A 25,906-nucleotide genomic window follows, 5' to 3' on the forward strand; every position below is an offset into this window, starting at 1 on the left:
GCATTAAAAGGGGGATAAAATGGATACATCACAATATATGTCAATGTTCTTAGAAGAGTCTATGGAAAATTTGCAAACATTGAATGAGTCGCTTCTTGAGCTCGAACAAAATCCAGAAGATATAGATAAGTTAAATGAAATATTTAGGGTAGCTCATACTATAAAGGGAATGGCGGCAACTATGGGATTTAGTCAAATGGCTGAATTAACCCACAACATGGAGAATATTTTATCAGAATTTCGTGAGGGTAAACTTAAAGTAACAGAAAAAGTTGTAACTGTTCTATTCAGGTGTCTTGATACTTTAGAAAAAATGGTGAATAATATTTCAGAAGATATTTCAGAGGATATTTCAATAGACGATATATTAAAGGATTTACTTGAAATGGCTGAGATTGGTGAAAATCCAAAAGTCGAAGAAAAGAAAATTGAAAAAACACCACAAAGTACTAGTACCAGTGATATGGGTGAGAGAGTAAGTCTTAATGAATATGATATTGATGTTATAAAACAAGCAAAAGAAAAAATGTATAATGCATTTGACATAAAGATTTTAATAAGTGAAAATACTTTACTAAAAGCAGCTAGGGCCTTTCTCATTTTTAAGAGCTTAGAAGAATACGGCGAGATAATAAAATCCGTACCAGGAGCTGAGGATTTAGAAGATGAGAATTTTGAATTTGAAATAAATTTAATTTATCTAACTAATAAAGAAAAAGCTGAAGTTACTGATATTTTGCTGAATATATCTGAAGTAGAAAAAGTAAATGTAGAAGATGTTGATATTGACAGTACTGCGGCTACTTTAGATGATAAATTAGTAGAAGTTAAAGGGATTGAAAAAGCTACTGAAGTTAAAGTAGAAGAAGTGAAAAGCAAGATTGCGGTGGACGGTAAAAACAAAGACAAGAAGGAAGTTGTAGCTCATAAAAAAGCGCACCAATCTGTTAGAGTTGAACTGGATAGACTAGATAAATTTATGAATATGGTATCAGAACTTGTAATTCATAGAACAAGACTAGAACAAATAAGTAGCGTTCATAAACTAACTGATTTAAATGAAACTTTAGAACAAGTAGCTAGAGCTACTTCTGAGCTTCAAGAGTTGGTGATGAAGATTAGAATGTTGCCACTAGAAGTAGTATTTAATAGATTTCCAAGGATGATTCGCGATATATCAAAAAACCTTAATAAAGATATGGAACTTGTAATTCAAGGACAGGAGACAGAGCTTGATAGGACTGTTATTGATGAAATAGGTGAACCATTACTTCATTTGCTTCGTAATGCAGCAGATCACGGTGTTGAGCCTAGTAGCGTGCGAATTGCTAAAGGAAAAAGTCCGGTTGGCACAATTAAGCTTATAGCTTATGCTGAAGGTACTAAAGCAATTATAAAGGTCGAAGACGATGGTGCAGGCCTAGATGTAGAGAGAATAAAGGTAAAAGCAAATGAATCGGGTATAAATACTGAAGGCATGACAGATGCTGATGTTAAAAATTTGATTTTTGCACAAGGATTTAGTACTAATGACAAAGTAACAGATATATCCGGGCGTGGCGTAGGCATGGATGTTGTTAAAACTAAAATTGCTGCACTTGGTGGAACAGTAGATGCGATAAGTGAGATTGACAAAGGTACATCTTTTATTATAAGATTACCATTGACACTACAAATAATTCAGGCATTACTAGTAAAAGTTGGTAATGAAACTATGGCTATCTCTCTTGGATATATTGATAGAGTAATAGAATATAAAGTAGAGTTAATTAAGAAGACTAATAATAAAGAAGTTATTGTATACAATGACAGTGTAATTCCACTTGTAAGAGTAAATGAAAAAATGGAAATAAAAAATATTGAAATTGCAAAGAGGTATATTGTTATTGTAAAAGTTGGAGAGAAAACTGTAGGCCTTTTAGTGGATTCGCTTCTAGGACAACAAGAAATTGTAATAAAGCCATTAGGGCAAACATTACACGGAATAAAAGAATATATAGGAGCAACAATTTTAGGAGATGGACTCGTTACATTGATACTTGATGTTGCTGCTTTAGTCTAAGGAGGACATAATATGGATTATTCTGAGCTTACTACTATGCAGCTTGATGTTCTACAAGAAGTAGGAAATATTGGTGCAGGGAATGCAGCTACTGCTTTATCAGAGTTATTGAATGAAAAAGTAGATATGAGCGTGCCAGCAGTAAATATTATTCCATTTGATGATATCTTTTCAAGTATAGACGTGGAAGTAGTAGTAATTGGTGTTGTTGTGCGAGTACTCGGAGATATACCGGGTAATATATTGTTTACTTTGGAAAAAGATGTTGCACTAAGAATTATATCAGGACTTGTAGGAAAAGAGCAGGAACAAATAACAGAACTTGGAAACTCAGCACTCTGTGAAATTGGAAATATTATTTCAAGTTCTTTCATGAATGCAATAGCAGAACTTACAAAGCTTGAGGTTAGACCTTCCGTTCCAGCAGTAGCGCTAGATATGATGGCAGCAATACTCTCAACAACCTTTATTGAATCGGGTCAATTTGATGAGTATGTACTTGATTTAGAAACAAACTTTTTACAGGAAAATGAAAAAATAAGAGGGCATTTTTATTATATACCAATGCCCGGATCACTCGAAAAAATATTAAATTCACTAGGTGTAAATTAATTGGAGGTATTATAAAATGGCTAGAGTATTAATTGTTGATGACGCTGCGTTTATGAGAATGATGATAAAAGATATATTAGAGAAAAACGGATTTGAAGTTGTAGGAGAAGCAAGTAATGGATTAAAGGGTGTAGAATTATATAAAACAGAAAAACCAGATATTGTTACTATGGATATTACTATGCCTGAAATGGATGGAATAGAAGCTGTTAAAGCAATTAAAGCATTTGATCCAGCAGCAAAAGTAATTATGTGTAGCGCAATGGGACAACAGACTATGGTTATGGATGCAATAAGAGCTGGTGCAAGGGATTTCATAGTTAAACCATTCCAATCAGATAGAGTACTTGAGGCAATAAAAAAAGTTTTAGGTTAAAGGGGGAGAGTTATGCAAGTAGTTGTATTTAAAGTTAATGAGGAACAGTTTGCAGTTGAAGCATCAAGTGTTCAAAGCATTAATGATATGATGGAAATCACAAATGTACCTAAATCTGCAGCCTACATAAAGGGACTAATTAATCTAAGAGGTAATATAATTTCCCTTTTAGATATTAATCTCCTTTTAGATATTGAAAAAGGTAGCGTAGACCAAGAAAATATTATTATTTTAAATCTAAAAGAAGAGTCTGTTGGAGTAACTGTGGACCAAGTTGATGAAGTATTAGAAATTGAACTAAATTTAATTGAAAAGATTGAAACTGATAAGGATAAAGCCTATATTAAAGGAATAATAAACTTTAAGGATAGAATAGTCACATTAATTGATATTGGTAAACTTATCGAAAGATAAGAGTTTATAGGAAATAAGACTTATCGTAAGATAAGTCTTATCTTGAGAAGATTTTACTGAAAATTAAAATGGTAAATTATTAAGAGTAAGTTAAATATTGCAGTTATACTACAGAGGAATGAGGTAGAATTATGGCAGAAGTATTATCACAAAGTGAAATAGATTCACTTCTATCTGCCCTATCTTCTGGGGAAATAGAGCCAGATCAGCTCCCAAATGAAGAAGAAAAGCATAAAATTAAATTATATGATTTTAAGAGTCCTCAAAAATTCTCAAAAGATCATCTGAGAACGCTTGAGTTAATTCATGATAATTATGGAAGAATAATATCAAGTTATTTATCTGCACAGCTAAGAAATAATGTAAAGATTCAAATTGAAAGTATTCAGCAAATAACCTATGAGGAATTTATTCATTCAATTCCTAACCCTACTATTTTAACTATATTTAAGATGCCACCTTTAAGTGGCTCTATATTATTTGAAACTAATCCTCAATTTTCTTTTCAAGTAATTGATATATTACTAGGTGGAATGGGGAATAGGAAGGTTGCAAACAAAGAATTTTCTGATATAGATAAAAACATATTACGAAATGTTAATGCAGGACTTATAGCTAACTTGAAACTTGCTTGGGAAGATGTTTTGGACGTAGAACCAGAGATTGAGGCATTAGAAACTAATCCATCACTAAATCAAACACTAGCACCAAATGAACCAGTTGCACTAATTACTTTTTCGGTAGAAATGAGTAATAATACTACATTTATAAATATGTGTATACCTTATTTAAGTATTGAAAAAGTACTTGATAAACTAGTTGTTCAATATTGGTTTAGAGAAAATGATGAAGATGTTGTGAATGAATCTAGAAATAGATTAAAAAGTAGGCTAAATATAGTAAGTGTTCCAATGACTGGAATACTAGGTAGTACTAATATTACTGTAGATGAGTTTTTGCAATTAACTGAAGGTGATGTAATAACTCTTGATAATTCAAGTGATAGCCAAGTTAGTCTATTTGTTGAAGATCATTTATGTTATACTGGCAAACCGGGTACTATAGGCAAAAACAGGGGAATTGAGATAATAGATATAATAGATAAGGATGTGGAAAATTATGAGTAACGGCTTTCTTTCACAAGAAGAAATCGACGCTCTCTTAAATGGAGACGGTGCGGATAAAGCTCCAACTGCAGACTCTGCAAAAGAAGACGCTACATTAGCAGCGAACTCGGCTGAGGGATTAGATACTAAGGGCATAAGTGAAGATAAAGATATAAAGACTGAATCTATAGAAACATTTGAATTAACAGATAGTGAGAAAGATTTGTTAGGTGAAGTTGGAAATATTTCTATGGGATCAGCATCTACTGCTTTGTCAACTATTGTAGGCCAACCAGTTAACATTGCAACACCGGTGGTTACGGTAAGTACACTCAAACAACTAAGAGGTACATTTGAGATTCCCAATATTGCTTTAGACGTTAAATTTACAAGTGGTATTGCGGGAGGGAACCTTTTAGTAATTAAGAATACTGATGCGGCAGTTATAGCCAGTTTGATGATGGGTGGAGATGGTAACATAGAAGGTAAGCCAGAGCTATCAGAAATTGAACTTAGCGCAGTATCGGAAGCTATGAATCAGATGATTGGATCTGCGGCGACATCTATGGCAACAATGTTTGCAAGAGAAGTTAATATTTCACCTCCACAATCTAAAATATGGGATGAGGGTACTTCACCATTAAATGATGACATAGGTGAAGATGAACAGGTCGTTCAGGTAGCTTTTAAAATGACTATTGGTACATTAGTTGATAGTGTTATAATGCAAGTACTCCCTATAGAAACTGCGAAAAAAATAGTAGCTATTATGATGGGTACTGAAGCGAGTGAGGAGTCTGCGAAAGTAGCTGAACCTCAAATCGAAACAAAAACACCAGAAGCACATGTAGAGGAACCGCAATATGAACAAAGGAGTGCACAAGAAGCTCCGCAACAAGAATATTATGCGAAACCAATTGAAAGACAAGAGCCACAAGTAGAGGTTCGCAAAGCAGCTTTTCAGCCTCTAAAAAAAGCACCACTTTATAATAGTCCCAGAAATATTGATTTAATATTAGATGTTCAATTAGAAATTTCTGTAGTGCTTGGTAAAACTAAAAAGAATATAAGAGATATTTTAAATCTTGGTACTGGATCTTTAATTGAGCTTGATAAATTGGCGGAAGAGCCAGTAGATATATTAGTAAATGGCAAAAAAGTAGCATATGGCGAAGTTGTAGTAGTAGACGAGAATTTTGGAGTTAGAATTACTAGTATAATTAGTGGAGAAGAAAGAGTTAAAACTTTAACAGAGTAGAACTTAAATTACATATTATTTAAAAGGAATAAAGAAAATTTATTCCTTTTTTTGTTTATCGTATAAACTTTAAAGAATTCTATACGATAATAGAAGTAGATAAGAAAATCGAGACTTAAAGATATAAAAAGGTAGGAGTGAAAAAAATGAAAATAGATGGAGTAAAACCAAATGTGGTTAATTTTTATAAAAAAAATACTGTTAAGGCAGAGGTGAAGGTTACTGCAATGCCAAAAGATACTATCGAGTTGTCGGCAGCAGGAAAAAACCTAAGTGCTTTAGCATTAGATGGTAAATCAGTTAATTCTAATGAGAAAATAGCAACTATTAAAAACAAAGTAAATAATGGTACCTACAACGTGGATTCAAAATTAGTAGCTAAAAAAATTATTGATAACATGAAGGGGAGAGATATTTAGTTATGATGCAAAAACTAAATGATGTTATGATAAACGAAACGCAGGCGCTTAGAGTTCTTTTATTAGAACTTGAAAATCAACACAAAAACATAGTCACTAATGACATATTTGGAATGGAAGCTTGCGTAAATAAAATTAAAGAAGCAAATAAAAACATAGCTCACATGGAAGTGTTGCGAAGAAAAATTACCGAGAACAAAGCTATGGGACCAATAATTGAAGCAGCGAAAGATCCAGAGCTTGAAAAGAATTTTTATAAAATTAAATTGTTGTTACAAGCTGCAGTATTACAAAAGGACACAAACGAGTTACTTATAAAACAAGGGCTTAGTTTTACAAATAGAATGTTAAATGTATTAAATCCAGTACGGGAATCAAAAACTTACAATGGATACGGTAAAGTAAGAAGATAGTAGGAGGTGAGACGATGTCAGGTTTATATTCAACCTTAAATGTAGCAATAAGAGGTATGAATTCCCAACAAACGGCAATAGATGTAACAAGTCATAATATAGCAAATGCGAACACAGATGGGTACTCAAGGCAAAGGGCACTTATGGAGACTACAAGGCCAAGTACTACAAGTACAGGACAATTAGGTACTGGCGTACAGGTTTCATCAATATCAAGGATTAGAGACACATATTTAGATTATCAGGTAAGAACGGAAAATGGTACCATGGGATTATACCAAGGAAAGGAAAAATTTCTATCTGAGGTAGAGAGTATTTTTAATGAAGTTAGCGAAACAGGCGTGTCGAGCATGCTCAGTGAAGTATTTAAGTCTTGGTCATCACTTTCAACAAGTCCAGAAAGCTCAAATACAAGAACTGTAGTGGCACAAAAATCCAAAGCATTAACGGATCAACTAAATAGTACTTATAACCAGTTATCAAAATTAAAAATTAACTGTCAAGATGTAATCCAGAAGGATGTAGTAGATATAAATGGTATGCTTGACCAGATAAATGACTTAAATCAACAGGTTATAGGTGTAAAAGTTGGTGGAAATGAACCAAATGACCTAATGGATAAAAGGGACTTATTAGTAGATCAGTTAAGTTCGAAATTTGGTATTACAATCGATAAGAAAACACTAGCAGGGGAAGATTTAAAAGCTACTGACAATGTAGGGGGATCAGACCCGACAAAAGATTTGTACCTTGTAAAAAGTAATCCTAATGATGCAGTAAGTAGATTTTCTTATGTTAGTACTATTGTCCCCAAAATTGTACCGCCAGCAACAGTTGCATCACAAAAACCAGGTGAAGCGGGAAGTTATGATGTTACTTATTATAAAAATGGAGATACATCAACGGATGCAAATAAAGTAACTATGACTATGGATTTAACACCTGCACAATATGATAACTTAGATCAAGGTAGGGTTATTTTGGCAGACAAGAAAGGTTATGCTATAGATAAAAACGGAATAAGACTTGCTGGAACTGATTCTAATAAAAATTCTATTCCAGCAACTGACATTTCGGGATCGGCAGTTGCTACTGGGACTTCTTATGAAATTTTTGAGCCCAAAACGGGAGAATTAAATGGTTATCAATCTGTACAAACAGATATAGACAACTATATAAGTGATTTAAATAATATGGCAAAAGCTATTGCTTATTCTGTAAATGCTGTGCATAGTGGTGAAAGTGATGCAGATAAAGATACACTTAAGTTTTTCGTGAATAGTGCTGATGGCAAAGAAGAAGAAATTACAGCAGGGAACATTGCAGTTAATAAAAAAATTCTTGATGATGTTATGCTTATTAAGGTTGGTAAAGGTGATACACCTTTACCAACAGATGGGAGTAGAGCATTAGCAATATCAAAACTTAAAGATGTAAAATTAAATATCCAAGGTATTGGGGAAAAGACAACAAGAGCCGATCTTCTTAAGGTAAATACTTTTAGTAATGATACTACTTTAGGGGTTATGATGGTTAATTCTAGTTCAGATGGAATGACTATTAGTGGCGATTTTACTGATATTATCAATAGATTAGCTGATCAGACTCAATATGCTAAAAAAACTGTAACTAATAATACAACACTATTGGCGGGCCTTGAGGAATCAAGAACTTCCATATCGGGTGTATCCTTAGATGAGGAAATGGCTAATTTAATCCAATTTCAACATGCTTATGCAGCTAATGCAAAGATTATTTCAACAGTTGATGAGCTTTTAGATTTAATCGTAAATGGTCTAAAAAAATAGAAAATAGAACTTATCTGTATTAATTAAGGGGTGAAGATATGAGAATAACAAACAAAATGCTTTCAAATAATTTTTTGAGAGATATGAGAGTGAATTTAAATAATTTGAGTACGATTCAAACTCAAATGGCTACAGGTAAACAAATAAATAAACCTTCAGATGACCCTGCTAAAGCTTCTAAAATAATGCAAATGTACTCAGAGATAGATGCAAATAAACAATATAATGACAATATCACTAATACATCTAATTGGCTAGATATGACAGATACAACATTAGATCAAGTAGGAAAAGTAACTACTAGAATTCAAGAACTTTTAGTAGCCGCTGGAAATGGTGGGTATGGTCCAGATGAAAAAACAGCTGTAAAAGATGAAATAAGTCAAAAGGTTGGAGAGCTTTCTCAAATGCTTAACACAACCTTTGATGGCAAATATTTGTTTGGAGGTACAAGTGGAATTAGTAAGCCTGTGGGGACTATTGTGGTAGATGGAGAAACTGAGTTAATCAGTAACGTAAAGTCACAAGTAGTTGCGAAGCTTACGCCTGGAAAAATGACTTCCCAAAATGTATTAACGACAACAAATTCTGACATAGATTTCGGAACTGATGAATTAACTGTCGATGGTCAAACGATTAGTGTGGACTGGGACAGTTTGTTAACTGATGATCAAAAAAAGCAAATTTCAGGAACAACGCCGAGTACTGCAAGTTCAATTAAAGATACTTTAGTTAATACAATTAATTTAGCAATAGATAATTCAAAAACGGGTGTTTCACATATTTCTGGTTCTTTAAATGCAGGTAATAATATGGTTCTACAAAGCGGGACCACTGGAACAAAATCTCAAGTTACCATTACCAAAGTCGCTGATACAAATAAATCAATAGGCGCAATAATATTATCCGATACCAAGGGAACTAAATCAGGATCTTCAAATGTTGGTACTAGCACATATAATGGTAAAGAAATAAATAAAGATGATACAATAAAAATGTCCATAAATGGTATACCAATGAAAGTAACAATAACAGCTGACATTAGTGATACAACATCTATGGACACTGCGGCTGTGACGCTCACTACTAATATTAATGATACTATAGCAAACATTAATAAGGCAGCTAATAAAACAAAAGGACAGGTTGGTTTTATTGAGGAAGCTACAGTTACAGCATCGGCGGATGGAAGATTTGCAGTTAATAGTCCATCAGGTACAATTACATTTTCAGATAATACAGGTGAAACTACAACTAAAGATTTAGGTTTAAGTGGTGGACCAAAAGATACACTATTAGTAGAAGTATCTCAAGGAGTAACTATGGATTACAATGTAACAGCATCCCAAGTTATAAACTATGGTGATGGTGATAATAATCTTATTAATCTATTGGCAAATATAACTAAACATCTTGGATCAGATGATGCAAAAGATATTAGCTCTTTGAATGATGCTGATTTAACAGGGATTCAAGCTTTTGCGACCAATGTATTAAAGTTACGTTCAGAAGTTGGTGCTAAGCAAAATAGTATGGACAGTGCTTTAGCTAGAAATTCGGATCAAAATACTAATATGACAGAAATATTGTCTAAAACAGAAGATATAGATATTACTGAAAAAGCAATGGAATATGCTACGATGCAGACAATATATATGGCAGCTCTTCAGACTAGTGCTAAAGTAATTCAACCTTCATTACTTGATTATTTAAGATAAATATTAGTGGTGAAATACTAATTCAGAAATATATGATTAAGAGTGGAAAGCTGTTTTAAAATAATCTTTTACTAAAGGAGTGAAGTTGAAATATGGATATAGTCACTAAGTACCATGGAGTTAGAGAATATAGTAATGAAGATATTATAGTATTTAAAAAAGGTTTACCTGGATTTAAAGAACTAAAAAACTTTATAATTTTTCCATTAGAAAAAAATGAAGTTTTTAGTATATTACACTCAATTGAAAATATTGAAGTTGGTCTGGTTTTGGTATCTCCATTTACTATAGCAAAGGATTATGAATTTAAAATACCTGACAATTATATAAAAGAGCTTGAAATAGACAAGCCAGAAGAAGTATTGGTATTAACTACAGTAACTTTAAGTTCAAATATTAAAAATATGACTACTAATTTAAAGGCTCCTATCATTATTAATGTAAAAGAAAAATTAGGAGAACAGTTAATATTAGATAATGATAAATATAAAATAAAGGAACCTCTATTTAAAGAAAATGACAATTAAAAATTGTTATCTACTTCGTAAAACGGCAAGGTGGGAGGTCTAAATGTTAGTAATAAGTAGAAAAAAAGGTGAATCCCTACTGATAGGTGAAAACATTGAAATAAATATAGTTAAGATTGAAAATGGCTCTGTAAAAATTTCTATAAATGCACCAAGGGAGATTACTATCTTAAGAAAAGAACTTTACACGGAGGTTACAGATGAAAATCAAAGGGCTATGGTTTTCGATGCAGAAATTCTAGAAAAATTAAATAATAAATCAGGAGGAAATATGGATATTGGAGGTAATATTAAAAACGATTTTATAGATATGAGTAGTTTTCAAAACAAAACAGAAAGTATTAAGATCACAAAACCTGCTGAAAACAATAATCAACTAAGGGGTAAAGGTAATAGTGAAAAAGAAGTTAAAAATGCAGTTAATAAGATAAATAAATTTTTAGAGGGTGATGGTACCCATCTTCAATATGAACAACATGATGTTTTTAATGAGATGATTATAAAGGTTATTGACAACAAGACAGATACAGTCTTAAATGAAATTCCATCAAAACAAATACTAGATATGGTAGCTAAAATGTGTGAGATGGCTGGTATTTTAGTAGATAAAAAGGCATAATTTAAATGCAAAAATGAATTAACCCACTCGAATAAAGCTGGGAGGATTATTATGGAATTCAAATTAAACAAAATAGATGTTGAAATAAGACGAAGAGTTAAGGACACAACGAAATCAGGAGTAGTGCATAGAAAAGGTGAGATAACAGTAAATAAAGATAGAAATCCTAAAAATAATTCTGAGACATATGAGGAATTCAAGGGCAAAATTTCAAAATATAATAAAAAACATAAAATAACTGTAGGGGCATACAAAAATGAACAATATGACGTACAGGTTTTTAAAGAAACTTTAGAAAAAGAACAAAGGATCATCGGGAATTTTATAGATACTAAAAAGTAGGGGTGAAGGAATATGGCAATGAACGCTTATGGTAATGCATTTAATACTTATAAAAGCAATAGCGTAAATTTCGCATCAAAGGATCAATTACTTTTGATGTTAGTAGATGGGGCAGCAAAATTTTCAAAAATAGGTAGACAGGCCATAATAGACAAAGATGTTAAAAAGGCTCATGAAAACATTGTAAAAACTCAAAATATATTTTATGAGTTAATGGCAACATTAGATGTGCCAAAAGGTGGAGACTGGGCAGAAAGTTTAATGAAGGTTTATGATTTTATAACGCGAAAACTTACTGAGGCTAACATTAAGAAAAGCGAAAAAATCATGGATGAGATAATTCCGTTAATTGAAGATGTTCGTGATACTTGGAATGAGGCTTTTAAAAAATCTAAGGGAAGCAAGTAAAGAAACTGTTTTAATTTTTGAAAATAAATTTAAAGGGATGACTATATATGACAAGTATTTATGCAAGTAGTACTAATGCAAGTAGTAGTACCTCGGGAGCTAATTTATTAAGAATATCGGGTATGGCATCTGGTATTGATACAGATGCAGTAGTTAAATCTATGGTTTCCAATTATCAATCTAAAATTGATAAGGCTAACCAAGCGAAGCAAACGTTGCAGTGGCAGCAGGAATCGTATAGAGGAATTATTTCAAGCATAAAAGGATTACAAGATTATTTTGATCCACTTTCAAGTAAATATATGTTATCAGGGAATTCATTTAATACTAATGGTGTAACTAATCCTAATAGTTCTATAGCTACGGGAGCTTCTAATTCAGCTGCAATGCCAGGAACTTATACAGTAAATGTACAAAAATTGGCAGAACAAGCTAAAGTTGAAGGTACATCTCAAGATTCGATGGTAAAGGTAACAACTTTATCAAATTGGACAGGTGGTCAAACTTTAAAATTTAATCTTGATGCTGATGGTGCAGGGACGGGTGTTGCAAAAGACGTTGACATAACGGGGCTAACAGGAAGCACTCCAGCTGAATTAGTGGCCAGTATAAATAGCAAAATTGCGGTATCAGATTTAAATGGTAAAATGTCTGCATCCTATGTAAGTGATAGTACTGGTAATTACATTAAGTTTATGAAATCTGATTCTACAGCTAATATTACGTTGAAAAATTCCGGGATTGGAGGTACTACTGTTTCTGAGGTATCAAGTGCAGATGATTTAGTGATTAATAGTGGAATATCATCAGCATCCAAATTATCAGATTTGGGGATTACAGGTAGCTTTTCTTTATCCTATGATGCAGCTACAAATACGAGTCCTAAAATCATAGATACAACAAGCGTTTCTACTATTAAGGATTTAATGGACAAAGTAAATAGTGCAACTGGTGGAGAAGTTACAATGAGTATAGATGATACAACTGGAAAAATTTCATTTCAGTCAAAAGATTACGGGTCTACATCAACTATTAAAATAGGTGAGGTAGATGGTGCAACTCATACAATAATGAGTAAGTTAGGGTTAGCTGGAGCAGTACCGGTAGTTGTAGGAACAGTTACAACAAACACAATAACTATTGCAGGTAAAGATGCTTTAGTAGATATAACTGCACCAGGGCAAACAACACCGACCACAACTACTCAAAATTCAAATAAATTTACAATAAATGGGGTTGCGTATAGTCTTGTTAGCAAAGGAAGCGCTAGCATAACTGTTACCAGTAATTCAGATACAGTTGTTAGTAATATGAAAAAATTCATTGAGGACTATAATTCCATAGTGTCTACAATTAATACAAAGTTAACAGAAAAAAAAGATAAGAACTATGCTCCATTAACTGATGCACAAAGAACAAGTATGAGTGCAGACCAAATAACAACATGGGAAACTAAAGCAAAAGTTGGAATACTTCGAAAGGATGATAATTTAACTAATTTGATGACTCAACTCAGGGGGACACTTTATTCACCTGTATATAGTAGCTATAATAGTGCGGATGCTACTACTGGAAAAGTATCTTTAAAATTTGGTACTTATGGGACTGGGGCCATAGGTATAGATACATCAACAGACTATTCAGATGGTGGCAAACTTGTGATTACAGATGAAAAAAAATTAAAAGATGCTATTGAAAATAACATGGGTGACTTTAAAAAAATGTTTATTGGAGCATCTAGTACTGATTTAGATACAACTAAACCTTATGTAGGTTCCGCAAAATACAATGAAGACGGCATATTCTCAAGAATGGACAATATAATGCGAGACTATGTTGCATCACCTGGACTCGGCAAAGATGGGACTTATTCTTTGAGTGGATATATGAATATATTCGTAAATAAACAATATGATTTTGGTACCTCAGGTACTTCTGGTAAAAATACATTATCTGACCAAGTGTATAATAAAACATTAAGTATTAGTAAATTCCAAACACAACTTAATGATGCTTCGACTAGGTATTATGCTAAATTTACGGCATTAGAAAAAGCTATGAATAAGTTAAATACACAACAGAGTTCACTAAGTTCTATGCTTGGAACAAGCTCATAATAGGCGCAATTTGAAATTAGTGATAATCATTGTTAACCTTCAATTGTAAATTTTCATTTTAAATAAAGTAGGTGATAAATTGAACTTAGAGGAAAATTTTATTGAATATAAAGATATCACATTGATTATTATTGAAACAGTTAAAAGAGAAGATTATGTAGGACTAGATGAAATGTTTAATCAAAGGCAGTTAATTTTAGATGATATAAGTAAATTAAGTTCTTCAAAAGAAGAACTTAATAAATTTTATATGCTATATGAAATAAAAAAATTAGAGGATAAATTAGCGTCTGAGATGAAGTGTAGGGAAAAGGATTTGTTGGAGAAAATGAAAAATAATAATAAAAAGCAAGCTGGATTAGCAGGTTACAATAATATCTCATCTAAAGCTGTTTTCTTAAGTAAAAAGATTTAAAATATATTTTAAAAAGGTGTAAAGTTATAATAAGATGTAACGATATAAATAGTAGAAGCAATTGGAACAAATAATAGTAATTAATTAAGAAATGTATTTTTAATATCATGTATTAATTTCTTAAATATATTTTAAAAAAGTATAAAGTTATTATTAGATGTAACGATATAAATAGTAGAAGCAAAGACAAAGAAATATGCTTTAGGAAATAAGTAAATGAGGTTAGAAGGTTGCCAAACTTGCTACAAATCAACTTGATGTTTACAATGCTCTGAAAGCCTTGATATCGCATGATGATGAAGTTCAATAAAGAAGCAACGAAGAAAGATTGAAAAGCGACATTTCAACAATTTAGTTAGTACAGCTCGCAACGAGCTTAACTATAAATAAGCAATAGAGGACAAGGATGTCCTACTAAAAATTCAAGGAGGAATTTATAATGATAATTAATCACAATTTAGGTGCAATGAACGCTAACAGAAACATGGGTATAAACGCAACAAATGCTAACAAATCAATGGAAAAACTTTCATCAGGTTTAAGAATTAACAAGGCTGGAGACGATGCAGCAGGTCTTGCTATATCAGAGAAAATGAGAGGACAAATCAGAGGATTAGATCAATCTTCAGCTAATGCTCAAGATGGTATTTCAATGATTCAAACAGCAGAAGGTGCTTTAAGTGAAACTACTTCTATAGTTCAAAGACTAAGAGAATTGTCAGTTCAATCATCAAGTGATACAAACAATGCAGATGATAGAACAGCAGTTCAAAAAGAAGTTGTTCAGTTAAAAGCTGAAATAGACAGAATAGGAAATACAACAGAATTTAATACAACTAAGTTAATTGATGGTTCTATTGGAGCTAAGAAGGCTGCAGGAGTTGATAATGCGGCTGTTCTAAGTAGTAATTCTGGAGCTGCAACTTCAAGTATACTTACTGCCGGTACAGTTTTTAATGGTGGTGCTAGTAAAATAGCTTCTGCTACTACTGGTATTGATGCTGCAACTCAAACTATTAAAGTTGATGGCGCAACAATAAACTTTAAAGTCACTCAAGCAGAATTACAATCAACTGCAGGAGATACTACTGGAGCAAGTTTTGCTTCATTATTGAAAACAAAGATTAATGACGGTATAGACACTTATAATAAAACTTATGGTAAGAGCATTGATAAGGTTGCAGTTAGTAATGATGCGACAAATCATATTCTTATCACATCAGGTGCTACTGGAAGTCCATCATCTATTTCAGTTACAACAACGGCAACAGGAGCTGATAATTTATGGGAAATTGCTGGAAGTGGTGTTTCTGCAGCACCAGCAGTAGTAGTTGGTAGTACACCATCTAATGGACAATTAACAGATGCTGGTGCAGCTAATCTAGATGCACTTGTAACATCAGCAAATGTAGCTTCACCTGCTAAAACTAATATGACATTTACAGTAGACGGTAAAGATATAGCTATTGATTTCAATTCTATTACAGGTGGTGCGGTAAAAGCTTTAACTGGATCTGCCCCTGCTAAAGGCGATGAAATGACAACTTTTGGAACAGCTTTACAAACAGATTTAAATACAGCAATATCAGATTACAATAAAACAGTACCAACAGATAAGCAAGTAGCAAATGTTTCAGTATCTGTTAAAGATGGTGCGTTTGTAGTTCAGAGTGGCTCTAAAGACGCAACTAGTAGTATTAAATTTGATAATAGTGCTGCAGCTAACTTAATAGGAGTAGCTGGACAAAGTAGTTCAACACAAGGTGGCGGTGTAGACTTCCAAATTGGTGCTAACGCAGGACAAACAATGAAAATCACAGTTGGAGATATGAGAACAGCTGCTTTAGGAATTGATAAAATTGATATGTCAACTAAAGAAGGAGCACAAGCTGCAACTTCACTTCTTGACAATGCATTAAAATCAGTTTCAGGACAAAGGGCAGATTTAGGTGCATTCTCTAATAGATTAGAGCATACAATAGCTAATCTTGGAACATCAAGTGAAAACTTAACATCAGCTGAATCAAGAATTAGAGATGTAGATATGGCTAAAGAAATGTCTACATTCTCAAAGAACAATATTCTTAATCAAGCTGCTCAAGCAATGCTTGCACAAGCTAATCAACAACCACAACAAGTTCTTGCATTATTAAGATAATAAGAACTTATAAAAATATTATTAAGGAGTCAGGGTGAAAACTCTGGCTTCTTTTCTCTAATATGAATATTCTAGGGAGGCATAATTTCATGAAAGAAGTAAGAAGAGTTGTACAACCAACTTATTTCAAGGCGTTTAAATGTATAGGCACAAAATGTGAGGATAGTTGTTGTATAGGGTGGAGTATATCATTAGATAAAGAGACCTTTAAGAAATATAAAAATTCTGCGAATGTAAAACTTAAGGAATTGTTTCATAAAGGTATTACAAGAAATAGAACCAATAATGCTAGTAATGAGGATTATGCCAAAATAAAATTAAATAATAAAGGTGGATGCCCTTTTTTAAATAGTGAAAAACTTTGTAATATTTACTCTGAGTTAGGCGAAAAATACCTTTCTAATGTTTGTACAACTTATCCGAGAATTGTTCATATTATAAACGGACGATTTGAAAAATCAGCTGTAACCTCATGTCCTGAAATTACGCGATTAGCTTTGTTAAATGAGAGTGGTATTGAATTTGAGGAAGTGGATGAAAATTTAAATAATGTAAATATGATTTTATTAAATTTAAGTACTAACGATATTAAATTTAGAAATAAACCACATAAATATATTTTGGAAATTAGAATGTTCTCAATTCAAATAATCAAAAGTAGAGATTATGAATTGTGGGAAAGGTTAATTATACTTGGCTTGTTTTCTAAAGCAGTTCAAGATGCCACTGAAAGAAATGAAGTTGATAGCATACCAGGAATAATTGAGAAATATACTGATATGGTTGTAAATGGTGTTTTTAAAGATAACCTTAAAGATGTTCCGTCTCAAAGTGTAATACAGATGGAAATATTAAAAGAATTAGCTGAGGAAAAAATTCTCATAGGAGCATATAGTAAAAGATATTTGGAGTGCTTTTCTGATTTTTTACAAGGGATAAAATATGATGGGGAAATGTCAATAAATGAATTAGCTGATAATTACAATAAAGCATATGCCGATTATTATAGTAAGTTTATGTCTAAGTATGATTATATATTAGAAAATTTCTTAGTTAATCAAATATTCACAAGGTTATTTCCATTTATTGATGGTAACAACATATATGATAGTTATGTATTATTAACTATTGAATACAGCTTAGTAAAAATGCATTTAATAGGTATGGCAGGCTTTTATAAAGAAGCATTTGATATAGATAAAGTATTGAAGTTGATACAATCCTTTAATAAGGTTGTAGATCATAGTCATGATTATCTAAGGCATATAATGAAATTGATGAAAGATAATGAATATACAAGTGTTGCATATATGGCTATATTAGTTAAAAATTAGACAATAAGTATTGGAAGGATTTTTAGTATGAACGAAGAAATGAAACTATATTTCAAGCATTTTGGAGAAAATAATAAAATAAGTGGTAATGTTGAGTTTGAAGGGGCCAAAGGTATCTATATTGGTGATTCGGTTGATATTTGTAATTACTCAAGTATAGTGGTTCATGAATTTTGTCATAATGATAAGGCTGAATGGAATATAAAGATAAACGACGGTGTGTTAGTGAATATAGGATGCATAATTCAAGCGTTTAATCAAATTGAAATAGGTAAGTATGTTATGCTTGCTCCCTATGTGTATATTTCAGATAACAACCATGAATATTATAATTATAGATTGCCAATAAGAGTTCAATTATTTAAAAAAGAATTGAATAAAGTATTAATTAAAGACGGTTCATGGGTAGGAACTGGAGCAAAAATAATAGGAAATATTACTATAGGATTTGGAGTAGTAGTTGCAGCAAATGCTGTAGTAATTAAAAATGTTCCTGACCATTGTGTGGTAGTAGGTGTTCCAGCTGAAATAATAAAAATATGTGATTATAGAACTGGTGAATGGATAAATGTAAAAGGTAAGGTAGACGTACTTGATGAAATAATTGCTAATAGAGGGATTTTTGAAGGTTATGACGAAGAAACTTCAGTGAAGATACTAGAGAAAGAGAGTAAAGAAGATAAAAAAGTGAATATTTTACACCAAAATTTAGATTATGATAAATTAAACTTAATAACCACCATTGAAGAAGGAATTGTTCATATAGTTAACAATATTGATGTGGAGAATTTTGATCAAACACTCAAGATATTAACTACTTTAGTTGAGGCGTTAACAAATATTCAATCTACAATTAGACCGCTAAAGGATAAATCAATAAATAATAGTCTAGAGGATGATTTAAATGTTGAGCTATCTAAGATGATGTCTTATTTTGAAAAAAATGATATAGAAACCTCAAAGAAAGTTGTAAAAGAGTCTATTATTCCAATCTGCAAAAGTTGGAAAGAAGAAATCAAATTTATTCTTATGGGAGTTATTAATAAATAATATAGGAGGTAGTCAAATGGATATAGCAGCACTATCGATGGTAATGAGTCAAGCAAATGTGCAGCAAAATGCAGGTATAGCAGTAATGAAGATGGCTATGGATACAGGTAAAGAAAATGCTACTCAGATGACTGATATGATGAAGAATGTGGCAGTAGACACTAGTGTAGGACAAAACTTGGATACTTGGGCATAGTAATAATGGATGAGAAAGAAGAACTAAAGCAAGAATTGCAGCAGCAGTTAGAGTGGGTGGAGTATAGGCAGAGGATGCTGGACATAATTGAGGAAAAGCTACTACAAATGAAAGAAATAACGGAACAGGCTAAGCAGGATAATCTAAGTTCAGAGGAAATCGAAGCAGTAAATATTAGTCTAAACAATCTAGCATCACAGGTCAAGGCGATAGATAGTGAAAGCAAAAGAACAGAAGATAAGAAAATAATAGAATGAGTATCAGTGGCGAAGTAGTAGCTACTGATGCTTGTTTTATAATAGTAGTACTCCTAAGTAAGTGTAACTTTAGCTTTGGGAAAATACCAAGTAGGAGGTAATCATATGGACATATCAGGAATATCAATGGAAGTGAGTTTACCAATAGTTCAACAACATCCTGATGCAGTAGTAATGAAAACGGATACGGGTAAAGACCTAGGGAAAGAAAATGATAAACAAATGATAGAAAAAGTACATAATGATGCAATAGACTCTAATAGTGGACAGAATTTAGATGTAATTGCAGATAAGCAAATGGATAAGAAGGAAGAACTACATAAGCAGCAACAGCAGGAAATGAAGTGGGCACAGGATAATCAGAAAATGCTTAATGTCAAAGAAGTAAAGCTACTACAAATGAGAGAGATAGCGGAACAAGGTAAGCAAGTCGCTGTTACTGAGCAACAACTAAGCAATTTTAATCATAGGCTAGATAAGTTAGCGCCACAGGTTAGTGCAATAGATAGTGAAAGCAAAAGAACAAAGGATGGAAAAAAATTAGAATGAGCATCAGTGGCTATTGGATTAGCTGCTGGTGCCTATTTTATTATTGTAGATGGGTATTTCTATTATGTAGAAAAAAGAGTAAAATCCAGTTATTGCCTTGCTATCCTTTTGAAATTTAAGATATTTAATTCATCAGTTTTTTAGTAAAACTAGATAAAATACAACATCTATTAGTTTAATTTATAATTGGTAAATATTTTGAATGATTTTTTCAAAATATTGAGTTAGATAATAATCTGTATTATGTTAAGGTATGGTAAAAATGGTCGATAATTGAATGGTACATTAATTCTATATATTTTTGATAGGGGTGTTTCGTTTGATAATAAATCATAATATAAATGCACTTACTGCTTATAATAAATCTAATGCAGCAGGGAAAGCAAAATCTAGTGCTATGGAGAAACTTTCTTCAGGACTTAGAATAAATAGTGCAGCTGATGATGCGGCCGGATCTGCTATAGATCAAAAAATGAAGGCTCAAATCAGGGGCCTAGAACAAGCTAGTAGAAATATTCAAGATGGTGTTTCTCTTGTTCAAACAGCGGAAGCGGGTCTTGGCTCTATACAAAACCCTAATCTATTAAGAATGAGGGAACTTATTATACAGGCTTTAAATGGAACCTTAAATCAAGATGATAGAATGAAGATTCAAAATGAACTTGAGAGCGTAAAATCATCAATTAATGATATTGCTAATAATACTGAATTTAATAAAATAAAAGTTTTGACGGTTCCAATTCAAGATACTGAGGATACTACACAGCCAACTCCTAGTACTAAATTGGACATAGTGTTTATGGTAGATAATTCAGGAAGTATGGCAGGTAATATTAATACAGTTAAAAGTGGGATAGAAGGTTTTGTTGCAGGTTTAAATGGAGTTGCAGATACTAAAGTAGCTATAGTAAATTTATGCGCTAGAAATCCGTACAATATTAAAGATTTCGAAAGTAATCCTATTCAAATAGCAAATAATTTAAATGGTTTAAGTGCCGCACAAGTTACAGCACCTTATGAAATAATACAAAATGCAATCCCAGGAGGTACAATTGGGAGCGATTTATCATATAGACAAGATTCCAAAAAAATTTTTATTATATTTACAGATACTAATAATGAATCTAGTATCTCAACGGAGACAGATGCTAAAAATGCAGTTGAAGGATCTAATATTTCTATAGGATTAGATAGTGACGATATACAAACGTATGTTTTTGGAATGGGAGGTTCATTTCCTGATGATGCCTTTAATGAGATAGCAGATTACACTGGTGGGAAAATATATCATCCTAGTTCATCAACGGATATTTCTGATAAACTTAAAAATGATTTAACTCTAGATATTAAAAATTCAATACCCTCCAGCACACCTACGCAACAGCAGGATGAAATGTCAACACTAGAACTTCAAGTAGGGGCAAATTCTAAACAGCAATTTAAAGTGCAGCTTTTTGATGCTAGAACAATTAATTTAGGAATAGATGATGTAACGGTTAATACAATTGAAGAAGGAAAAAATTCGCTAGAAAAAGTTGATAAGGCAATACAAACAGTTTCTGCAGAGCGTGGTAAATTTGGTTCATATCAGAATGCATTAGAACATGTATATAACAATGTAGGCAACTACGGCTATAATCTGACTGGTGCAGATTCTAGAATAAGTGATGCAGATATGGCAAAGGAAGTAATGGAAATGACAAAGAGCAGTATAATACAACAATCAGCAGAAGCGATGTTAAAACAATCTGATGAAATGCAGAAAAGTGTAATAAATCTTATGAGTAAATGGCAAGGAAGTGCGCAATAAGAGCAGGACCAATCTATCAGTACAAGGTAAAACATATAGATAGCGAAAGTAAAAGAGCAAAGGATGGTAAAAAATTAGAATGAGCATCAGTGGCTATAGAATTAGCTACTGGTGCTCGTTTTGTTGTAGTGGATAGGTCTATTCATATTTTTGTAGGGAAAATAGGGCACAGCTTCAGCCATAATAGCCCTCTAAAATTGTAGTAGGTGGGACAATGTACTGATGACAACACTGTTCTAAGAGTAAAATACCAGCACTATTGGCACTGTGAAAAACAATATGACGATAGTGCTGGTAGTGGCGATATCTAAAGCAGAAAGAACTGTTCACTGCATAATCTAAATAATACACCTAATCCCAGGGGTGTAATTAAAAATTTATGAAATCAGCTAAAGTATAGAAGAAAATGTTCGAGAAATAAGAGTATAAGAAATTAACAATTGTATTTATTACACTAAACAAGTGAGGTGGTATTACGTGGGTATTGATAATCAAGTTTCAATTGGAGTAGAATCAATAGAAAAAATTATTAAAGAATTAAATGAAATAAATATTTTTTCTAGCGAGCCCCATTTAAAAATTAAGATTGAAGAATTACAGAGCTTTGTTTCTAGTCTTATTAATTTAGAAAGTAAATCTTCTGTTGAAGATGTGATATTTGAAAAAATGGTAGAAGTTAAGAATTCTAGTCCAGATCTTCATTTGAAATTATATATGTTATATAGAAATCTTGTATGTGGTAGAATATCAAAAGAAGATGCGAATATTTCTTTCGAGAGTTTAATAAATTTATTTCCACCAGATGTGATGGTATATTAGTAATATATAAATTATAGTGAAAATCTAATAATGAAAATAGTTGGATAACAAAATTTCAAACGTAAAATATAGTTTCTTCGATATATTAAAATATATAGTATTTAAAAAACTTTAATGGAGTTGATTTTATGAGGATAAATAAAAATATAGCATCGATAAATATATATAAGGAATATAACAAAAACCTTATTAAGCAGAGTTCGTCTTTACAGAGAATATCATCTGGTATTAAAATAAGTAGTGCAAAAGAAGATCCGAATGGAATGGCTAAAAGTGAGAGATTTAAAATGCAGATAAGAGGGCTGCAAATGGCATCAAATAATACTCAAGATGGAGTAAGCATGCTTCAAACTGCAGAAGGAGGTCTTGAAGGCATTACTAGTAGTTTGCAAAGGGTTAGAGAACTATTGGTACAAGCTGGAGGGGCTATAACGGATGATGATAAAGGTGTTATTCAAAAGGAAATAAACCAAATGCTAGCTGGGTCAAATGATATGGCAAATAACACTGAATTTAATGGAGTTAAGCTTTTAGATGGAGGCGAACCAGCTGTTATACCAATGATTATAGGTGCTAATGTAGGAGAAAAAATTGATATACCGAGATATGACTTAACTACAAGGGGTTTAAAACTTGATAATCTAGATGTATCTAAAACGGATGAATCATTAGAAGCTGTAGATAAAGCTCTTAAGACAATTGTTGGAGCGAGAAGTAAAGTTGGAGCTTTAGAGAATAGATTTCAAAGTACATATGATTCTATAACAGAGATATCAGATAAAACACAAGAGGCTGAAAGTGGCATAAGTGATACAGATATGGCTACTGAAATGATGGAGTATTCTAAGGAAAATATTCTTATAGAAGCTGGGAATGCGATGATGGTTCAATCAAACCAGTTACCACAGGATGCATTGAAAGTACTAGAAAATGTTAGAAGTAGATAAATTTAAATAGAAGTAATAGGAGATTAAATTTATGAAAAAATTGTTATCAAAAATACTAGGTGTACTATTATTTATATCAATGCTTTTACCATCATCAAGGACAGCGTTTGCAGCCAAACTGTCTAACCCACCTGTTGATACAAATATAACTATAACTAATAATGCAGTTGACCCAGATACTATAAATGTAGCGGGCCTCGCAAAAGGTGATATAGCAAATGTATATTCATCTGCTACAGATAAAAAATCTATAGGGACAGGAACAGCAAAGGTTACTGGGGATGTGAAAATAAGTATAAAACAACTTGGGACATCAGCAGGAAATGTTTATGTATCTGTTAAAAGTACAGGATTATTCGAGAGCAATAAAATTAAAAAACCATATGATGCAGAAGTAAAATCAATACCACTAGATCCAAGGGGTATAGTAGTAACAAATAATGCAGCTGGAACAAAAGATACAGTAGTGGTTCCAGGTTTAGCTATAGGAGATATAATAAAAGTATATTCAACATCGACGGATGGAGTTTTACTTGGAACAGCAACTGCAAAAATAGATGGAGATTTAACAGTAAATATTGATCAAATTGGAGCAGAAGCCGGAAATGTATATGTATCCGTTACAAGTAAAACATTACTGGAAAGTGATACAACAGCAGCAGTAGCATATCCAGCAGAAGTAAAATCAATACCATTAGATCCAAATGGTATAGTAGTAACAAACAATGCAGCTGGAACAAAAGATACAGTAGTGGTACCGGGTTTAGCTATAGGAGATATAATAAAAGTATATTCTGGATCAACGGATGGAGTTCTACTTGGAACGGCAACTGCAAAAATAGATGGAGATTTAACAGTAAGTATTGATCAAATTGGAGCAGAAGCTGGAAATGTATACTTAACAGTGACAAGTAAAACATTGCGGGAAAGTGATAGAACAACAGGTGTAGCATTCGATGCAGAAGAAAAATCAACACCGCTGGATCCAGCAGCTATAGTAGTAACAAATAATGCAGCTGGAACATCAGACACAGTAGTGGTTAAAAAGTTAGCTATAGGGGATATAGTAAATGTATATTCCACATCAATATCTGAAGATATTCTTGGAACGGCAACGGCAAAAGTAGCTGGAGATTTAACAGTTAGTATTCCACAAGTTGGAGCAGAGAGCGGAAATGTATATGTAACAGTTAAAAGTAAAACATTGCTTGAAAGTGATAGAACAACAGCTGTAGCATACGATGCAGAAGCGAAATCGACACCATTAGATCAAAACCAAATAGTAGTAACAAATAATGCAGTTGGAACACCAGATACTGTGGTGGTTCAAAACTTATATATAGGGGATATAGTAAAAGTATATTCAGCAGCAATTGGTGGAGTCATAATAGGAACCTCAACTGCAACAGCGTCAGGATTAACAGTAAGTATAAAACAAATTGGAGTAGCGAGTGGAAATGTTTATGTATCAGTAATAAGAAAAGCATTTCTTGAAAGTGATAGAACATCAGCAACATATACTGCAGAAGCAAAATCAATACCATTATATAAAAGCGATATACTAGTATCAAACAATGCAGCTGGAACAGCAGATGCTGTAGTGGTTAGAGATTTAGCTATAGGAGATATAGTAAAAGTATATTCATCAGCAACAAGTGGAATCGTAATAGGAACGGCAACTGAAAAAGTACTAGGAGATTTGACAGTAAGTATAAAACAAATTGGAACAACTGGTGGGAATATATATGTATCAGTAACAAGAGAAGCATTTCTTGAAAGTGATAGGACATCAGGGGTACCTTATGATTCAGAAGCAAAGTCAGCACCACTATATGATAGAAATATAGTAGTAATAAATAATTCAGATGGAGTATTAGACAGGGTACTTATCCAAAACTTAGCTATAGGGGATATAGTAAAAGTATACTCAATGGCAAAAGGTGGAGTTTTAATAGGAACAGGAACAGCAATAAAAGCAAAGACAACAACAGTTAGAGTAGATTTAATTGTAAGCATAACACAAACTAAAGCGGCGAGTAGGGATATATATGTATCGGTTACAAGAAAGAAATTTCTAGAAAGCGATAGAATATTAGCAATAAAATCTATCTAGTAAACCCCAGGGGTGTATTTAACAAAATGATTCGATAAAACACTATTTATGATTTTAAC

At 32.4% G+C, this 25,906-nt stretch carries 26 protein-coding genes and 1 pseudogene; all 27 read left to right on the forward strand.

The features are described from left to right. Positions 1–19: 19 nt before the first annotated feature. The 27 genes and pseudogenes from LL038_RS02345 to LL038_RS02480 all read left to right on the forward strand — a co-directional run bounded on the left by LL038_RS02345 (position 20) and on the right by LL038_RS02480 (position 25,847). The gene (locus tag LL038_RS02345) at positions 20–2,062 is read left to right on the forward strand and encodes a chemotaxis protein CheA (RefSeq protein WP_216122201.1); all 2,043 of its coding nucleotides are present in this window, start codon (positions 20–22) and stop codon (positions 2,060–2,062) included. 12 nt (positions 2,063–2,074) lie between these two features. Beyond that, positions 2,075–2,674 (forward strand): chemotaxis protein CheC, encoded by a 600-nt coding sequence (locus tag LL038_RS02350; RefSeq protein ID WP_216122203.1) that lies wholly within the window; start codon positions 2,075–2,077, stop codon positions 2,672–2,674. Between the two features lie 16 nt (positions 2,675–2,690). Further along, positions 2,691–3,050, forward strand: coding sequence for a response regulator (locus LL038_RS02355; RefSeq protein WP_216122205.1), 360 nt, complete (start codon positions 2,691–2,693; stop codon positions 3,048–3,050). A gap of 12 nt (positions 3,051–3,062) precedes the next feature. Beyond that, complete coding sequence (locus LL038_RS02360) at positions 3,063–3,464, forward strand: chemotaxis protein CheW (protein WP_216122207.1); 402 nt, start codon at positions 3,063–3,065, stop codon at positions 3,462–3,464. Positions 3,465–3,595: 131 nt separating this feature from the next. Next, complete coding sequence (gene fliM, locus LL038_RS02365) at positions 3,596–4,591, forward strand: flagellar motor switch protein FliM (protein WP_216122208.1); 996 nt, start codon at positions 3,596–3,598, stop codon at positions 4,589–4,591. Then, the gene (gene fliY / locus LL038_RS02370) at positions 4,584–5,828 is read left to right on the forward strand and encodes a flagellar motor switch phosphatase FliY (RefSeq protein ID WP_216122211.1); all 1,245 of its coding nucleotides are present in this window, start codon (positions 4,584–4,586) and stop codon (positions 5,826–5,828) included. Before fliM ends, fliY begins: the two co-directional genes overlap by 8 nt. A gap of 146 nt (positions 5,829–5,974) precedes the next feature. Further along, positions 5,975–6,247: a flagellar biosynthesis anti-sigma factor FlgM gene (gene flgM / locus LL038_RS02375; protein WP_216122213.1), complete on the forward strand. Its 273-nt coding sequence runs from the start codon at positions 5,975–5,977 to the stop codon at positions 6,245–6,247. Positions 6,248–6,249: 2 nt separating this feature from the next. Next, positions 6,250–6,660: a flagellar protein FlgN gene (locus LL038_RS02380; RefSeq protein WP_216122215.1), complete on the forward strand. Its 411-nt coding sequence runs from the start codon at positions 6,250–6,252 to the stop codon at positions 6,658–6,660. A gap of 14 nt (positions 6,661–6,674) precedes the next feature. Next, entirely contained in the window at positions 6,675–8,468 is a 1,794-nt protein-coding gene (gene flgK / locus LL038_RS02385) for a flagellar hook-associated protein FlgK (protein WP_216122217.1), read from the forward strand. 38 nt (positions 8,469–8,506) lie between these two features. Continuing rightward, a complete protein-coding gene (gene flgL, locus LL038_RS02390) occupies positions 8,507–10,186 on the forward strand; it encodes a flagellar hook-associated protein FlgL (RefSeq protein ID WP_216122219.1) in 1,680 nt (559 codons plus the stop codon). Between the two features lie 92 nt (positions 10,187–10,278). Then, on the forward strand, positions 10,279–10,713 hold the full coding sequence (fliW, locus tag LL038_RS02395) for a flagellar assembly protein FliW (protein WP_216122221.1): 435 nt from the start codon (positions 10,279–10,281) through the stop codon (positions 10,711–10,713). A gap of 43 nt (positions 10,714–10,756) precedes the next feature. Continuing rightward, positions 10,757–10,972, forward strand: a pseudogene (gene csrA, locus LL038_RS02400) (carbon storage regulator CsrA); the annotation flags it as partial. Beyond that, positions 10,949–11,332 (forward strand): flagellar protein FlaG, encoded by a 384-nt coding sequence (locus LL038_RS02405; RefSeq protein WP_375293005.1) that lies wholly within the window; start codon positions 10,949–10,951, stop codon positions 11,330–11,332. The pseudogene csrA and the gene LL038_RS02405, both read left to right, overlap by 24 nt. Before the next feature lie 51 nt (positions 11,333–11,383). Next, positions 11,384–11,674: a hypothetical protein gene (locus LL038_RS02410; protein ID WP_216122223.1), complete on the forward strand. Its 291-nt coding sequence runs from the start codon at positions 11,384–11,386 to the stop codon at positions 11,672–11,674. Positions 11,675–11,686: 12 nt separating this feature from the next. Further along, entirely contained in the window at positions 11,687–12,082 is a 396-nt protein-coding gene (gene fliS, locus LL038_RS02415) for a flagellar export chaperone FliS (RefSeq protein WP_375293001.1), read from the forward strand. A 47-nt stretch (positions 12,083–12,129) separates the two neighbouring features. Further along, entirely contained in the window at positions 12,130–14,199 is a 2,070-nt protein-coding gene (fliD, locus tag LL038_RS02420; RefSeq protein ID WP_216122225.1) for a flagellar filament capping protein FliD, read from the forward strand. 79 nt (positions 14,200–14,278) lie between these two features. Beyond that, on the forward strand, positions 14,279–14,614 hold the full coding sequence (locus LL038_RS02425) for a hypothetical protein (protein ID WP_216122227.1): 336 nt from the start codon (positions 14,279–14,281) through the stop codon (positions 14,612–14,614). A 439-nt stretch (positions 14,615–15,053) separates the two neighbouring features. Beyond that, positions 15,054–16,772 (forward strand): flagellin, encoded by a 1,719-nt coding sequence (locus LL038_RS25505; RefSeq protein WP_216122229.1) that lies wholly within the window; start codon positions 15,054–15,056, stop codon positions 16,770–16,772. A gap of 89 nt (positions 16,773–16,861) precedes the next feature. Beyond that, complete coding sequence (fliB, locus tag LL038_RS02440) at positions 16,862–18,106, forward strand: flagellin lysine-N-methylase (RefSeq protein ID WP_216122231.1); 1,245 nt, start codon at positions 16,862–16,864, stop codon at positions 18,104–18,106. A 27-nt stretch (positions 18,107–18,133) separates the two neighbouring features. Next, positions 18,134–19,156, forward strand: coding sequence for an acyltransferase (locus LL038_RS02445; RefSeq protein WP_216122233.1), 1,023 nt, complete (start codon positions 18,134–18,136; stop codon positions 19,154–19,156). Positions 19,157–19,172: 16 nt separating this feature from the next. Next, positions 19,173–19,352, forward strand: coding sequence for a YjfB family protein (locus LL038_RS02450; protein WP_216122235.1), 180 nt, complete (start codon positions 19,173–19,175; stop codon positions 19,350–19,352). Continuing rightward, entirely contained in the window at positions 19,343–19,609 is a 267-nt protein-coding gene (locus LL038_RS02455) for a hypothetical protein (RefSeq protein WP_253200235.1), read from the forward strand. The genes LL038_RS02450 and LL038_RS02455 overlap by 10 nt, the downstream gene beginning before the upstream one ends. Before the next feature lie 105 nt (positions 19,610–19,714). Next, a complete protein-coding gene (locus LL038_RS02460) occupies positions 19,715–20,158 on the forward strand; it encodes a hypothetical protein (protein WP_216122237.1) in 444 nt (147 codons plus the stop codon). Positions 20,159–20,477: 319 nt separating this feature from the next. Further along, positions 20,478–21,968: a flagellin gene (locus LL038_RS02465; protein WP_216122242.1), complete on the forward strand. Its 1,491-nt coding sequence runs from the start codon at positions 20,478–20,480 to the stop codon at positions 21,966–21,968. Between the two features lie 477 nt (positions 21,969–22,445). Next, positions 22,446–22,787 (forward strand): hypothetical protein, encoded by a 342-nt coding sequence (locus LL038_RS02470; RefSeq protein ID WP_216122243.1) that lies wholly within the window; start codon positions 22,446–22,448, stop codon positions 22,785–22,787. A 128-nt stretch (positions 22,788–22,915) separates the two neighbouring features. Next, positions 22,916–23,734: a flagellin gene (locus LL038_RS02475; protein WP_216122244.1), complete on the forward strand. Its 819-nt coding sequence runs from the start codon at positions 22,916–22,918 to the stop codon at positions 23,732–23,734. A gap of 31 nt (positions 23,735–23,765) precedes the next feature. After that, the gene (locus tag LL038_RS02480; RefSeq protein ID WP_216122246.1) at positions 23,766–25,847 is read left to right on the forward strand and encodes a hypothetical protein; all 2,082 of its coding nucleotides are present in this window, start codon (positions 23,766–23,768) and stop codon (positions 25,845–25,847) included. Positions 25,848–25,906: the final 59 nt, after the last annotated feature.

This window comes from Clostridium estertheticum (assembly GCF_026650985.1).
GTDB classification, from domain to species: domain Bacteria; phylum Bacillota; class Clostridia; order Clostridiales; family Clostridiaceae; genus Clostridium_AD; species Clostridium_AD estertheticum_C.

Bases quoted from the DNA above. Each gene is read 5' to 3' on its own strand.
- LL038_RS02345 (WP_216122201.1), top strand. From the start codon at position 20: ATGGATACATCACAATATATGTCAATGTTCTTAGAAGAGTCTATGGAA.
- LL038_RS02350 (WP_216122203.1), top strand. From the start codon at position 2,075: ATGGATTATTCTGAGCTTACTACTATGCAGCTTGATGTTCTACAAGAA.
- LL038_RS02355 (WP_216122205.1), top strand. From the start codon at position 2,691: ATGGCTAGAGTATTAATTGTTGATGACGCTGCGTTTATGAGAATGATG.
- LL038_RS02360 (WP_216122207.1), top strand. From the start codon at position 3,063: ATGCAAGTAGTTGTATTTAAAGTTAATGAGGAACAGTTTGCAGTTGAA.
- fliM (WP_216122208.1), top strand. From the start codon at position 3,596: ATGGCAGAAGTATTATCACAAAGTGAAATAGATTCACTTCTATCTGCC.
- fliY (WP_216122211.1), top strand. From the start codon at position 4,584: ATGAGTAACGGCTTTCTTTCACAAGAAGAAATCGACGCTCTCTTAAAT.
- flgM (WP_216122213.1), top strand. From the start codon at position 5,975: ATGAAAATAGATGGAGTAAAACCAAATGTGGTTAATTTTTATAAAAAA.
- LL038_RS02380 (WP_216122215.1), top strand. From the start codon at position 6,250: ATGATGCAAAAACTAAATGATGTTATGATAAACGAAACGCAGGCGCTT.
- flgK (WP_216122217.1), top strand. From the start codon at position 6,675: ATGTCAGGTTTATATTCAACCTTAAATGTAGCAATAAGAGGTATGAAT.
- flgL (WP_216122219.1), top strand. From the start codon at position 8,507: ATGAGAATAACAAACAAAATGCTTTCAAATAATTTTTTGAGAGATATG.
- fliW (WP_216122221.1), top strand. From the start codon at position 10,279: ATGGATATAGTCACTAAGTACCATGGAGTTAGAGAATATAGTAATGAA.
- LL038_RS02410 (WP_216122223.1), top strand. From the start codon at position 11,384: ATGGAATTCAAATTAAACAAAATAGATGTTGAAATAAGACGAAGAGTT.
- fliS (WP_375293001.1), top strand. From the start codon at position 11,687: ATGGCAATGAACGCTTATGGTAATGCATTTAATACTTATAAAAGCAAT.
- fliD (WP_216122225.1), top strand. From the start codon at position 12,130: ATGACAAGTATTTATGCAAGTAGTACTAATGCAAGTAGTAGTACCTCG.
- LL038_RS25505 (WP_216122229.1), top strand. From the start codon at position 15,054: ATGATAATTAATCACAATTTAGGTGCAATGAACGCTAACAGAAACATG.
- fliB (WP_216122231.1), top strand. From the start codon at position 16,862: ATGAAAGAAGTAAGAAGAGTTGTACAACCAACTTATTTCAAGGCGTTT.
- LL038_RS02445 (WP_216122233.1), top strand. From the start codon at position 18,134: ATGAACGAAGAAATGAAACTATATTTCAAGCATTTTGGAGAAAATAAT.
- LL038_RS02450 (WP_216122235.1), top strand. From the start codon at position 19,173: ATGGATATAGCAGCACTATCGATGGTAATGAGTCAAGCAAATGTGCAG.
- LL038_RS02460 (WP_216122237.1), top strand. From the start codon at position 19,715: ATGGACATATCAGGAATATCAATGGAAGTGAGTTTACCAATAGTTCAA.
- LL038_RS02475 (WP_216122244.1), top strand. From the start codon at position 22,916: ATGAGGATAAATAAAAATATAGCATCGATAAATATATATAAGGAATAT.
- LL038_RS02480 (WP_216122246.1), top strand. From the start codon at position 23,766: ATGAAAAAATTGTTATCAAAAATACTAGGTGTACTATTATTTATATCA.